Source organism: Alcanivorax sp. 1008, assembly GCF_020667895.1.
Taxonomy (GTDB): domain Bacteria; phylum Pseudomonadota; class Gammaproteobacteria; order Pseudomonadales; family Alcanivoracaceae; genus PGZG01.
Map to the genome: position 1 here is coordinate 64,672 of NZ_JAFMPS010000001.1, position 12,259 is coordinate 76,930.

The 12,259-nt window shown below is 57.2% G+C and carries 11 protein-coding genes and 1 other RNA gene; 9 read left to right on the forward strand and 3 right to left on the reverse strand.

The genetic code is table 11. The annotated features are described in order from the left end of the window. Positions 1 to 13 precede the first annotated feature (13 nt). Both J1C54_RS00355 and J1C54_RS00360 read right to left on the reverse strand, forming a co-directional pair. The gene (locus J1C54_RS00355) at positions 14 to 397 is read right to left on the reverse strand and encodes a YraN family protein (protein ID WP_229143843.1); all 384 of its coding nucleotides are present in this window, start codon (positions 395 to 397) and stop codon (positions 14 to 16) included. Further along, positions 357 to 2,255: a penicillin-binding protein activator gene (locus tag J1C54_RS00360; protein WP_229143844.1), complete on the reverse strand. Its 1,899-nt coding sequence runs from the start codon at positions 2,253 to 2,255 to the stop codon at positions 357 to 359. The genes J1C54_RS00355 and J1C54_RS00360 overlap by 41 nt, the downstream gene beginning before the upstream one ends. 66 nt (positions 2,256 to 2,321) lie before the next feature. Here J1C54_RS00360 and rsmI point away from each other — a divergent pair, with 66 nt between their 5' ends. Continuing rightward, positions 2,322 to 3,152 carry a 16S rRNA (cytidine(1402)-2'-O)-methyltransferase gene (rsmI, locus tag J1C54_RS00365; protein ID WP_229143845.1) on the forward strand — a complete coding sequence of 277 codons (831 nt, stop codon included), beginning with the start codon at positions 2,322 to 2,324 and terminating at the stop codon, positions 3,150 to 3,152. A gap of 21 nt (positions 3,153 to 3,173) precedes the next feature. Here the strand turns inward: rsmI and J1C54_RS00370 are convergent, their stop codons facing one another. Then, positions 3,174 to 4,118 (reverse strand): DUF808 domain-containing protein, encoded by a 945-nt coding sequence (locus J1C54_RS00370; RefSeq protein WP_229143846.1) that lies wholly within the window; start codon positions 4,116 to 4,118, stop codon positions 3,174 to 3,176. A 127-nt stretch (positions 4,119 to 4,245) separates the two neighbouring features. On the opposite strand from J1C54_RS00370, the gene rnpB reads away from it, so the two are divergent. The 8 genes from rnpB (at position 4,246) to mraY (ending at position 12,250) form a co-directional block, all read left to right on the forward strand. After that, positions 4,246 to 4,619, forward strand: an RNA gene (gene rnpB / locus J1C54_RS00375) — RNase P RNA component class A. Positions 4,620 to 4,981: 362 nt separating this feature from the next. After that, complete coding sequence (gene mraZ, locus J1C54_RS00380; protein WP_229143847.1) at positions 4,982 to 5,425, forward strand: division/cell wall cluster transcriptional repressor MraZ; 444 nt, start codon at positions 4,982 to 4,984, stop codon at positions 5,423 to 5,425. Positions 5,426 to 5,433: 8 nt separating this feature from the next. Continuing rightward, positions 5,434 to 6,366: a 16S rRNA (cytosine(1402)-N(4))-methyltransferase RsmH gene (gene rsmH, locus J1C54_RS00385; protein WP_229143848.1), complete on the forward strand. Its 933-nt coding sequence runs from the start codon at positions 5,434 to 5,436 to the stop codon at positions 6,364 to 6,366. Further along, entirely contained in the window at positions 6,363 to 6,632 is a 270-nt protein-coding gene (ftsL, locus tag J1C54_RS00390; protein WP_229143849.1) for a cell division protein FtsL, read from the forward strand. The genes rsmH and ftsL overlap by 4 nt, the downstream gene beginning before the upstream one ends. After that, entirely contained in the window at positions 6,629 to 8,347 is a 1,719-nt protein-coding gene (locus tag J1C54_RS00395) for a penicillin-binding protein 2 (RefSeq protein ID WP_229143850.1), read from the forward strand. The genes ftsL and J1C54_RS00395 overlap by 4 nt, the downstream gene beginning before the upstream one ends. After that, positions 8,344 to 9,816 carry a UDP-N-acetylmuramoyl-L-alanyl-D-glutamate--2,6-diaminopimelate ligase gene (locus J1C54_RS00400; protein WP_229143851.1) on the forward strand — a complete coding sequence of 491 codons (1,473 nt, stop codon included), beginning with the start codon at positions 8,344 to 8,346 and terminating at the stop codon, positions 9,814 to 9,816. Before J1C54_RS00395 ends, J1C54_RS00400 begins: the two co-directional genes overlap by 4 nt. Next, positions 9,813 to 11,168, forward strand: a complete 1,356-nt coding sequence (murF, locus tag J1C54_RS00405; RefSeq protein ID WP_229143852.1) for a UDP-N-acetylmuramoyl-tripeptide--D-alanyl-D-alanine ligase — start codon at positions 9,813 to 9,815, stop codon at positions 11,166 to 11,168. Before J1C54_RS00400 ends, murF begins: the two co-directional genes overlap by 4 nt. Next, positions 11,168 to 12,250, forward strand: coding sequence for a phospho-N-acetylmuramoyl-pentapeptide-transferase (gene mraY, locus J1C54_RS00410; protein WP_229143853.1), 1,083 nt, complete (start codon positions 11,168 to 11,170; stop codon positions 12,248 to 12,250). Before murF ends, mraY begins: the two co-directional genes overlap by 1 nt. The last annotated feature ends 9 nt before the right edge of the window (positions 12,251 to 12,259 follow it).

A 12,259-nucleotide genomic window follows, 5' to 3' on the forward strand; every position in this document is an offset into this window, starting at 1 on the left:
GGTTAGCTCTCATTTATTCGGCGTAGAATGCACCAGCAATCCAGTCAAAGCTCATCTCGTTACGGCTGCCCGGCTGCATGGCAATAACGTCAAAGCGGCAACGGCGCATGGCCGCCTCCGGGCGCATGCGCAGATAGTGGCGAGCGGCGGCCACCAGTCTGCGTTGTTTGCGCGGGTCTACTGATCCGGCAGCGCCGCCGTGATGTGTGCTGCTACGAAATCGAACCTCAACAAACACCAGCACGTCCTCCTCAAGCATGATCAGATCAATCTCACCCATGCGACAGCGCCAGTTACGCGTTACCGTGTAAAGACCTTGCTGGTTGAGCCAGCTTTCCGCCAGTTTCTCTGTCTGCTCACCGCGTTGCTGGCGCGATGATGTTGGCAGCACGTCCATGTGATGCATCTCCACTGCTGGAGCCGGCAACCACCGGCATCCGTTGCGGGCGTCCCTTGCGGAACCAGGCCCAGTTGAGGCGCCGTACCAGCACCCGTTGTTCGTCCATGCTCAACTGCCCGGTGACCCCTGGCAAAAAGCTGTCAGGCACACTGTCGAGCATCATCAGGCGGGCGTGCAGTCGGTAGGCGTCAACGCCCATGGCAAACAGTTTTTCAAAGCGGCCGTGGCCATCCGGCCAGGCCTGGGTGCTCTGTTGATGCAGTTCGGAGCCATCGTCCAGAAGCCACGGCATTTCCACAAAGCGGACACCGTTTAAATCGGTATCGCGATCTGGCGCTGGACTACCTGCATAAATATGCGAGGTGGCAAATACCGGTAGGTCACTGGCGTAATGAAAGTTCAGGGCCGGCTTCATCTGTCGTGCCTGCATGGGGTTGGCGACCAGAAAAACCAGATCAATATCCTGACGGCGACGCGGTTCGAATTCAATTTGCATGCTGGTATAGCGACGCAGGGCGCGAGCGCGAGCTTCGCTCTGGCCGATACCGAGCAGGTTGCGGGTAATCGCGGTGGGGTTGTCGGCGTAGCTTGCTTGCGTGCTGATAATACCGCCCAGTGACTGGAAGTGTTGTGTAAATGCGCTGGCGACGCGTAGTCCCCAGCCGCTGGTGTCTTGCGGGTAGAGCACTGCGGCCAGCGTCATGCCCTCAGCAATGGCCTGCTCAGCAACCTGTCGGGCTTCGTCTTCGGGCGCCAGACCAAACTGGAACAGACGCTTGGCAGCCGCCATTCCGTCGATGTAGTTAAGTGCCAGCGTTGTTACCGGCAGGTCGGAGATCGCTGCCAGTGCGGCAGCTTGCTCTTTGTCCAGTGGACCGATGACCAGATCAGCACCCAAGGCCAGAGCCTGATTATACAGGTCGACTATGTCGCCTTGGCTGCTATCGAGGAAGTGCATTGCCGGTACTGGATGACCCTGACCGAGGGCGCTGTAGTACGCAGCCAGTAAGCCGTGACGGATGGCACCGGCGGGCGCAGACAGCGGACCGTTCTGGGGCAACAGGACGGCGACAGTTTGTGGTCGCTCACGTACCGCCTGGCGCAGAGCCTGAATGATGTCGGGCATATTGCTGGCAGCAGGATGATTGGCGCGGCGTTGTTGCCAGTCGTTCAGGTTTTTGAGCTGACCATCAATGTCACTGAGTGGATCGCGATACAGTTGCGCCAGCTCCAGCCAGCCGCTCAGGGTGGCATCATCCGTGCGCCGTTCAGCATCCGCCAGCACGTTGATTGGTAGCAGCATCAGCTGGGTCCAGATCATGCTGTGGTTGTATTCCTGGCTACTGCTGTCAAGCAGATGATCCACTGCAACGCGTTGTTCGAGGCTGGCGACCAGTTCGCCACGCAGGGTCAGGGCATCGGCTCGCAGCAGGCCGATGCGGCTACGCAGGTTGTTATCCAGCTGCGGCAGAATCGCCAGTAGATTGGTGTCAGACAGCACCGCCTCGGCCTGCTCCGGTTGCTGTTGTACCAGATGCCATTGGGCGCGCAGTAATGCGCGACGCGCCTGCCGGGGTGCGTTCAGTACCTGGCCGTCAAGATAGTGGAGCAGCACGGCAGTGGCTTCTGTTTTACCCAGCCCCAGATATTCCGCTGCCCAGGCAAGCGCGGTGTCATCGGCGCTGCTGGCTGGCAGGCTGGCTAGTTCACGCAGCGCGTCCTCGCTCATGGTCGGTGCCGGGCGGCTTACGCCGACGGTGGCGACGTCGGTGGAGTCAACGGGGCGCTGGGCACAGCCAGCCATCCAGATAAAAACTGCCAGCAGCAGGCCGCGCAATAACAATCTCATGGTCATTCGGGGTCGTCTTGTTGCAGAGGTGGCGCTATTGTAGCAGCCGCACTTCACAGCGGGGGTCAGGAAATGTCGGGCATGCTTCATATTGTTAGTACCCCTGTGGGAAATCTGGACGACATCACCCGGCGCGCGCTAGCCGTGCTGGCTGAGGTCGATGCTGTGGCTGCCGAGGATACCCGGCATACCGGCCGTCTGCTTGACGAACTTGGTATTCGCCAAAGCCTGATCAGTTACCACGACCACAATGAGCAGGAGCGCACGCCCCAGCTGATCGAGCGGTTGCTGCGCGGTGACAATCTGGCGCTGGTGTCTGACGCCGGCACGCCCCTGGTAAGCGATCCCGGATACCGGCTGGTGCGTGCTTGCCATCAGGCTGGTATCCGCGTCGTGCCGGTGCCCGGAGCCAGTGCCTTGCTGGCTGCCTTGGTGGTTGCTGGTCTGCCCACAGACCGCTTCATCTTCGAAGGGTTCCTGCCGAGCAAGGGTTCTGGCCGTAATGCAGCATTGCGCAGGATCAGCGAAAGCGCGGTTACCTCGGTGGTTTATGAGGCGCCGCACCGAATCCTGACGTTGCTTGACGAGCTGAAGGAATCGGTGGAGGCCGACCGGGAGGTGGTGCTATGTCGCGAATTAACCAAGCATTTTGAAACGGTGTTGGTCGGCAGTGTCGGCGATATTCGTGACAAGGTAGCGGCGGATAGTAATCAGCAGCGTGGTGAAATTGTCTTACTGGTGGCTCCGGCGCCGGAGCGCACTGTGGATGATGCCGAGTTGGCGAGGCTGGCGCGATTGCTGCTAGCGGAGCTGCCTGCATCGCGGGCCGCCAAGGTGCTGGCGGCCTGGTCAGGCAAGAAAAAAAGTGAGCTCTATGGTTGGCTGGAAACGTTGGCGGACTAGCTCTCTCACGTAACCCGGTGATTAGCTGGTAAAGAGGCCGCGCAGGTTTCTGATCAGATTGATGCTGCCCAGCACCAGCGCGCCGCTGACCATGCCAATAGTAATGCTTAGCAGAACCGGTGTTGCCAGCCGGGCAATAGCTGGCACTGCGCCATCGCCAGCAAGTGACGGCAGCAGCTGGTGGTGCAGCTGCTCCAGCGCAGGGATGCCATGCATGAGAATGCCGCCCCCCACGGTAAACATGGCGATAGTGCCGGCCACAGCAAGAAACTTCATCAGCTTTGGTGCAAATATCAATAGCGCCCGCCCAGTGGCACTGTAGAGCTTGCTGCCGGCTTTGCGCCCCCGTTCAAGCAGATGCAGGCCAGCGTCATCAAGTTTGACGATGCCGGCCACCAAACCATAAACGCCAACGGTCATGAGCACGGCAATTGCCACCAGCACCGTTAGCTGTTTCATGAATGGTGCCTGCTGCACCGTACCCAGGGTAATCACGATAATTTCTGCAGACAGAATGAAGTCGGTGCGAACAGCGCCACGGATGCGTTGCTTTTCGAGCTGCACCAGATCAACCGCCGGATCGGCGATGGCTTTTAGTTTTTCCGCGTGTTGCTGTGCAACAGCTTCGCGGTGAAAAAACTTGTGAGCGACTTTTTCGATCCCCTCGTAGCATAAAAATAAGCCGCCAAGCATTAGCAGTGGGGTGATTGCCCAGGGTAGCAGGGCACTGATCAGCAACGCTGCTGGCACCAGAATAGCCTTGTTTATAAAAGACCCCTTGGCCACCGCCCAAACCACCGGCAGCTCGCGTTCGGCGCGCACGCCAGATACCTGTTCGGCATTGAGAGCCAGATCATCGCCGAGCACGCCTGCGGTTTTCTTTGCTGCCACCTTGGTCATCACCGAAATATCGTCGAGCAGGGTGGCTATGTCGTCGATCAGTGCCAGCAGGCTGGTTCCGGCCATGGAGTAGCTCCGTAAGCGAGGGGGCAAGGCGCGACATTATGCCTGAAGCCCGTGCATCACCACTGGCGAATGCCCCGGATGGGTAAAAACACTGTGCCCTGAACCGCGCTACCGCTACACTGCGCCCGGGGTCGGCCAGACAGTCGCTGGTGGCGCAAGCTGCTGGAGGAAAGTCCGGGCTCCATAGGGCAGGGTGCCAGGTAACGCCTGGGGGCCACACTGGTGACGGTGTGGCTACGGAAAGTGCCGCAGAGAATATACCGCCGATGGCTCCTTTCTTCGGAAGGGTCGCACAGGTAAGGGTGAAAAGGTGCGGTAAGAGCGCACCGCGCCTCTGGCAACAGGGGTGGCAGGGTAAACCCCACTCGGAGCAAGACCAAATAGGGTTCCAATGGCGTGGCCCGCGCTGGAACCGGGTAGGTCGCTAGAGGCCTGTGGCGACGCAGGTCCCAGATGAATGACTGTCCACGACAGAACCCGGCTTATCGGCCGACCCCATTTCTTTCTCGTATAAAGGACGGATGAGTCTATCTGTCCTTTATATCCATAAGTTTAATTTTCTTATTCCTATATGTGAAAATCATCTAATACTTAAAGTGCTTTATCAGGAGCGCTTCGCACCCTACTGATTCGCTGGACTACACTCTGCTTCAGACCCTCCCCGAACTGCCTTCCAGATAGACCTAATCTCCCTAATATACTGTTTTATAAATACTTTTCTTCAGTGGGTATTGCTTCCTTCAGCTTGACTTGCTGTTCACGCAGGCCATAGAGTGTCGCTTGGTGGAGAAAAGTGGGAAGAAGTGGGAGGAAATGGCGTCGCAGCGTCAGTTTCCGAAGGATTTGGTTACCAGGGGAAGAGCATGTTTACCGGGCGCACCGCCCTCAGCCTCGACGCAAAGGGCCGCATGGCCATACCCGCCAGGCACCGCGAGAAACTGATTGTTTCTTGTGGCGGACGCGTAGTGCTCACCCAATACCCTTTCGACCCCTGTCTGGCCCTGTACTCCGAGCCGCAATGGGAAGTCATCGCCAATCAGGTTGCTGGTTTGAGTGATGCCGAGCCGGCGGTGCGCAAACTAAAGCGCCTGTTTCTTGGGCAGGCGGTGGAGATGGAGCTGGATAGCAGCGGTCGCATTCTCGTTCCACCGGAATTACGCGGTCTGATCAATTTGGACCGCAAGGCGATGCTGGTCGGTGTAATGCGTCGCTTTGAGATCTGGGAAGAAAGCGCCTGGATCGCCAGTAACGAAACTCTGGATCTGGCTGGCGAGCTGCCGGACAGCATCAACGCTCTGGCGTTCTGAGGATGCCTATGGCCACCGCAGAACAATTTGCCCATCAGTCAGTCATGTTGGATGAGGTACTGGAAATGCTGCCAACCCGCGCCGACGGCTTTTATGTCGACGCCACCTTCGGGAGGGGCGGGCACAGTCGCGCTCTGCTCGATAGGCTTGGGGCAGGGGCGCGCTTGATAGGCATTGATCAGGACCCGGAGGCGGTCATCATCGGACAGCAACTGGAGCGGGCAGATGCCCGCTTTCGCATTGTTGCGGGGCGTTTTGATTGCCTTGACCAGGTAGTTGCTGAGGAAGGTCGACTAATTGATGGTTTGCTGATGGATCTTGGTGTGTCATCGCCGCAGTTGGACGATGCCGCTCGAGGGTTCAGTTTCCTACGTGACGGCCCGCTGGATATGCGCATGAATCCGAATGTCGGAGAGAGTGCCGCGCAGTGGCTGGCACGTGCCGATGAAAAAGATATTGCGGATGTGCTTTATCGCTTTGGCGAAGAGAAGAAGTCCCGCCGTATTGCGCGAATGATTTGCGAGACACGCAAGGAAAGTCCTTTAACCCGTACTACCGAGCTGGCTGCCCTTTGTGGTCGCGCGATCGGCCGTGGTGAGCCTGGAAAGCACCCGGCGACGCGGACATTTCAGGCCATTCGTATCTATATCAATCAGGAGCTTGGAGCGCTTGAGAATCTGCTGGCCCAGACCATTGACTGCCTTGCAGCTGGCGGACGTCTGGCGGTGATCAGCTTCCACTCCCTGGAAGACCGTATCGTTAAGCAATTTATTCGTGATGAGTCTGGCCGTGCACCCATGCCGCGAGGCCTGCCGATTGAAATGCCGGCACCGCGCCTGCAGCCTTTGGGCAAGGCTCGTCATGCTTCCGATGCAGAAGTGAAGCGCAATCCACGAGCGCGCAGCGCCGTGTTGCGTGTGGCTGAGCGGGTGGGCGCATGAACCTGATCTGGCGAGCTGAAGTGCTGACTCTGCTACTGCTGGTGCTATCTGCGCTGGCAGTTAGCTGGTCGGTACATGAGGCTCGTCGACTGACCAACGAAGTGCAGCGATTGCAGGCGGAACACAATCGTTTGCAGACCGAGTGGGGTCAATTGCTGTTGGAGCAGAGCACCTGGGGGGCCTATGCCCGGGTGGAGCGCATAGCCAGAGAAAAGCTTTCCATGGCGCTGCCCAATGCTGATCAACGCGTAGTGGTGAAGCCATGAAGTCGGCGCAGCGTAACAGCACCGGCTCTTTGCGCAAGCGCTACCTCTTTATGGTTGCTTTCTGGGCGCTGCTGGGCATTGGCTTACTGGCACGGGCAGTGGATCTGCATATCGTGCAGCACGAGTTTCTGTCCCGTCAGGGTGATATGCGCAACTTGCGGGTTGAGCCGCTGGCAGCGCATCGAGGCGTTATTTCGGATCGCCATGGCCGGCCACTGGCGGTTAGTACTCCGGTAATTACGCTGTGGGCCAACCCCCGTGAGGCGTTGGAATCCCGTGACAGCTGGAGCCGGTTGAATGGTAACAAGGTGCTGGACAGCAAGGCGCTAGCCCAGCGCGTGCTGCCTAACTCGCAGCGAGAATTCATTTATTTGTCCAGACATCTTGCTCCCGAGCAGGCGCAGCAGGTGCTCGATCAGAGAGTGCCCGGTATCTACGCGCTGACCGAGTACCGCCGTTACTATCCTGCAGCGGAAGTGACCAGTCATGTAGTTGGCTTTACCAACATTGATGATATTGGCCAGGAAGGTATCGAGCTGTCATTTGAAGAAGTCCTGCGTGGTGCGGCCGGTCGCAAGAGAGTGGTGCGCGATCTGATTGGCCGGGTAATTCAAGACATTGAGATTATTGAAGAGGCGCGGCCTGGTCAGGATGTGCAGTTAAGCATTGATTTGCGCTTGCAGTATTTGGCCTATCGCGAATTGATGAGTGCCGTAAGCCGACATAATGCCAGCGGTGGCTCGGTGGTGGTGCTGGATGCGGATACCGGCGAGATTCTCGCCATGGTTAATCAGCCCGGTTATAACCCCAACGGTCGTGCCAGCCTGAGCCCATCGGCCATGCGAAATCGTGCGGTGACGGATCTATTTGAACCAGGCTCGACACTGAAGACCATTACTCTGGCTACCGCGTTGGAAGCGGGAATGGTGACACCGCATAGCATGATCGACACTCGCCCTGGAACCATAAGAGTGTCCGGCAAAACCATTCGCGATCATCGCAATTATGGGGTGATGGATATAACGGCAGCCTTTGGTAAGTCATCTAACGTTATGACCACCAAGCTGGCGTTAGACATGCAGCCGCAGCAACTGCAGAACATGCTCGATCGATTTGGTTTTGGCCGTGCCACCGGTATTCCTTTTCCCGGTGAAAGCGATGGTGTGCTCCCGCTGCGGGCGCGTTGGCGCGACATCGAGCAGGCCACGCTGTCTTATGGCTACGGCATTTCAGTGACGGCCCTGCAGCTTGCTCAGGCCTATGCGGTGGTAGCCAATGATGGCGTACATTTGCCGGTTTCACTGACACGAGTAAATGAGCCGCCAAAAGGAGAGCGTGTGATCTCGGCCGCTACCGCTGGCATGTTGGTAGACATGCTGGGTGTTGTGGTGAGCGACCATGGTACGGCGCGCCAGGCTCGGGTTAACGGCTATCAGGTGGGTGGCAAAACCGGCACGGTGCACAAGATAGTTAATGGTGCCTATGCGGATGACAACTATTTAAGTTTGTTTGTTGGTGTGGCGCCGCTAGACAACCCGCGCTATGTGACTGTGGTGGTAATTGATGATCCTGCGGGCGAGGCATACTACGGCGGCGAAGTGGCCGCGCCGGTATTTTCCCGCGTTATGGAAGGCGTATTGCGTACCCTGAATGTTACCCCCGACGCGAGTCAGGGTATCTGGGCGGGCGTTACAGCCAGTGAGGGGCGCTCATGATGACCCTTCAGCAATTACTGCCGGATATGGCGCTATCTGCGCGGCATGCCCAGTGCTGTGTTCAGGGTATGCGTCTGGACAGCCGTCGAGTGCGTGATGGGGACTTGTTTGTCGCTCTGGGTGGCGCTCGTCAAGATGGTCGTCGTTTCATTGAGGCTGCTATTCATGCCGGTGCTGTTGCGGTGCTTACTGAGTCAGACAAGTACTCGGAAGCTGAGCAGGGCGGCGTGCCTGTAATTGGTATGCCATCGCTATCGGCTGGTCTGGTTGATTTGGCTATGCGCTTTCACCGAAACCCGATGGCCTCGCTTAGCGTACTGGGAGTTACCGGTACAAATGGAAAAAGTAGTGTTGCCTGGTTTTTGCGCGATGCTATGAATGCGGTGGATATGCCTTGCGGCTTGATAGGGACATTAGGCGCACATTATGGCGATTATCATGATGATATCGGCCACACCACGCCGGATACGTTGACACTGCATGAATCCCTTGCCGCATTTCGTGATCGCGGCGCCCGCTATGTGGCCATGGAAGTTTCTTCCCATGCGCTGGCCCAGGATCGCTTGGCTGGTGTCTCAGTGAACATCGCCGCGTTTACTAATCTGAGCCGGGATCATCTTGATTACCATGGTGATATGGATGGCTACTTTGCCGCCAAGAGCCGGCTGTTTCATGGTCATGCCATTGCCGGTGCAGTGATCAATACCGGTGATCGTTATGGTGCTCGTCTGGCCGCGCAGCTGGCTGACAATATTCGCTGTGTCCGGGTAGGCGGCAAAGATGCGGATATTTTCTGTACTGATGTGCAGCTCAATGCTGATGGCATGAGTGCACGCATCAGTGTGGCCGGCGAGAGTCTGTCATTACAGCTGCCGCTTTACGGACGGTTCAATATCGACAACCTGATGATTGTGGCCGGCATGCTTGCGGTGCAAGGCTTGGCGCCAAATGCAATTGGCGCCGCACTGTCGGCAGTAACGCCTGTGCCAGGCCGTATGCAGCCAGTGCTGGCTGACGACGCGCCGGTTGTTCTAGTGGATTATGCGCATACCCCGGACGCTCTAGAGAAGTCCTTGCATGCGGTTCGTGAGCACTTTACCGGCAAGATCTGGTGTGTGGTTGGTTGTGGCGGCAATCGCGACACCGGAAAGCGCCCGCAGATGGCTGCTGTGGCTGAGCAGCTAGCCGACCAGTTGATTTTTACTGCGGACAATCCGCGGGACGAATCCGTACAGGAAATTATTGGTGACATGCTTGCCGGTGTACAGCATGCAATGGCGGTTCAGGTTATCGATGATCGTCGCGAGGCGGTTCGTACTGCGGTATTACAGGCGGCACCCGGTGATGTGGTGCTGGTGGCAGGAAAAGGCCATGAACATTGGCAGGAAATCGGCGCGAAAAAGTTGCCGATGGATGATGTTTCATTGGCGCGGGAAGCACTGCATGCACGGCATGGAGGTGGTCAATGAGGCTATCTCAGGTGGCGGGTTTCTGTGATGGTCGCCTGTCCGGTGCAGATGTGGAGTTCTCCCGCGTCTGTACGGATACCCGCGATATTCGTCCGGGGGATTTGTTTGTCGCCCTGCGTGGCGAGCGTTTCGACGGGCAGAACTTTATTGGGGATGCAGCCAAATCCGGTGCCGTAGCGGCGTTGTGCGAGCAACCGGTGGCGCAACTGCCTGCCGTTGTCGTTGGTGACAGTCGTCGAGCTCTCGGCCTACTGGCTGCGGGTTGGGCTGCACAGTATTCCCTTGCCCGCATAGCGGTGACCGGCAACGCGGGTAAAACCACAGTTAAGGAAATGATTGCCTGTATGTTGTCGTCGCGGCCTGGCGACACCGCTGTGCACGCCACTAAAGGCAACCTCAATAATGACATCGGAGTGCCGCTGACCCTGCTTGGTGTTAACGGTGGTCACCGTTATGGAGTGTTTGAGCTCGGTGCCAATGCGCCGGGAGAGATCGCCTGGACATGTTCACTGGTGCGCCCACAGATAGTGATGATTACCAATGTTACCGGAGCTCATCTTGAAGGCTTCGGTTCCATGCAGGGTATTGCTGATGCCAAGGCGGAAATCTATTCCGCTACTGCTGCGGATGCGGTGGCGATCGTCAATGCGGATGACCAGTTTGCTGGTTTCTTTACCACTCAGGCGTTGCAGGCCGGACTGCGCGTAGTAACTGTGGGTCAATACAGTGGTGCGGACTGGAGTGCTGAACAGGTTAGCCTGAATGGTTCCGCAGTGGACTTTGTATTGCTGCACGAGGCCCGTCGTTACAACGTGCACCTTCCTTTGCCTGGAGCCCATCAGGTCAGTAATGCATTGGTGGCAATTGCTGCGGTGGTTGAGGCCGGAGTTGCCATCGATGAGGCGTTGCCCCGTTTAACCCAGCTTAAGCCGGTTAAAGGCCGGATGAATATGCAGGCCTGCATGGGCGGCACGCTGGTGGATGACAGTTATAACGCTAATCCTGGCTCAGTACGGGTGGTTATTGACTGGCTATCAGCACAGCCAGCACCTAGAGCTCTGGTCTTGGGCAATCTGGCTGAGCTTGGCCCGGATGAAATGGAAATTCATAAGCAGCTGGGTGAATACGCACGTTCAGCTGGGCTTGATCGCTTGATAACAGTGGGTGCTCTGGCTGCTCAGGCGGCACAGGCCTTTGGTCAGGGTGCGGAGCAGGCTGATGGTTATCACTCTGCGGCAGAACTTGCCAGGTCAGTGCTGTCGCAGGGCGGCACGGTGTTAGTCAAAGGTTCACGCAGCGCTGGAATGGAAGCGGTCATCACTGCTCTGCAGCTTATTGAGGAGACGCACTGATGTTGCTCTGGCTGGCGGAATATCTTGCCCAGTTTAATTCTGGCTTTCTGGTGCTGCAGTACATCACCTTGAGGGCGATTTTCAGTGTTTTGACGGCGCTGTTCATTGCCTTCTTTGTGGGGCCGCTGATGATTCGCAAGCTAAAGCAGTATCAGGTTGGCCAGGCGATTCGTGATGATGGTCCGAAAAGTCATTTCTCGAAGGCAGGTACGCCGACTATGGGCGGAGCCCTGATCCTGTTGGCGATCATTCTGTCGACTCTGTTGTGGGCGGATCTGGACAATCGCTATGTCTGGATCACATTGGGCGTAGTGGTGGTGTTTGGCGCAGTAGGCTGGGTGGACGACTGGCGCAAAGTGATCCAGAAGAATTCCCGCGGCCTGCCGGCAAAATGGAAGTACCTGTGGCAGTCAGTTGGTGCTCTGGGCGCGGCTTGCGCACTTTATTTCACCGCACAGAGCCCGGCGGAAACGCAGTTGATTGTGCCGTTCTTCAAGGACGTCGCGATTAACATGGGGGTGTTCTATATCGTCCTGACCTATTTCGTTATCAATGGCACCAGTAACGCGGTGAACCTTACCGACGGCCTCGATGGATTGGCAATTATGCCTACCGTGCTGGTGGCTGCAGCGCTGGGTGTATTTGCCTATGCATCGGGTCACACCCAGTTCGCAAGCTATCTTCATATTCCCTACATCGCAGGTTCCGGTGAACTAGTTGTCATGGTGGCGGCGTTATGCGGTGCTGGTCTTGGCTTTCTATGGTTCAACACATACCCGGCGCAGGTATTCATGGGTGACGTTGGCGCGCTGGCACTAGGGGCCATGTTAGGTGTTATGGCGGTGATCGTTCGGCAGGAAATAGTCCTGTTCATTATGGGGGGAGTATTCGTCATGGAGACTGTCTCTGTGATGATGCAGGTGGCCTCTTTCAAGCTCACCGGCCGACGTATTTTCCGCATGGCTCCTATTCATCACCACTTCGAGCTGAAGGGATGGCCAGAGCCAAAAATTATTGTTCGTTTCTGGATTATCACCGTGATCCTGGTGTTGATCGGTTTAGCTACACTGAAGATTCGTTGAGGAGCGTAG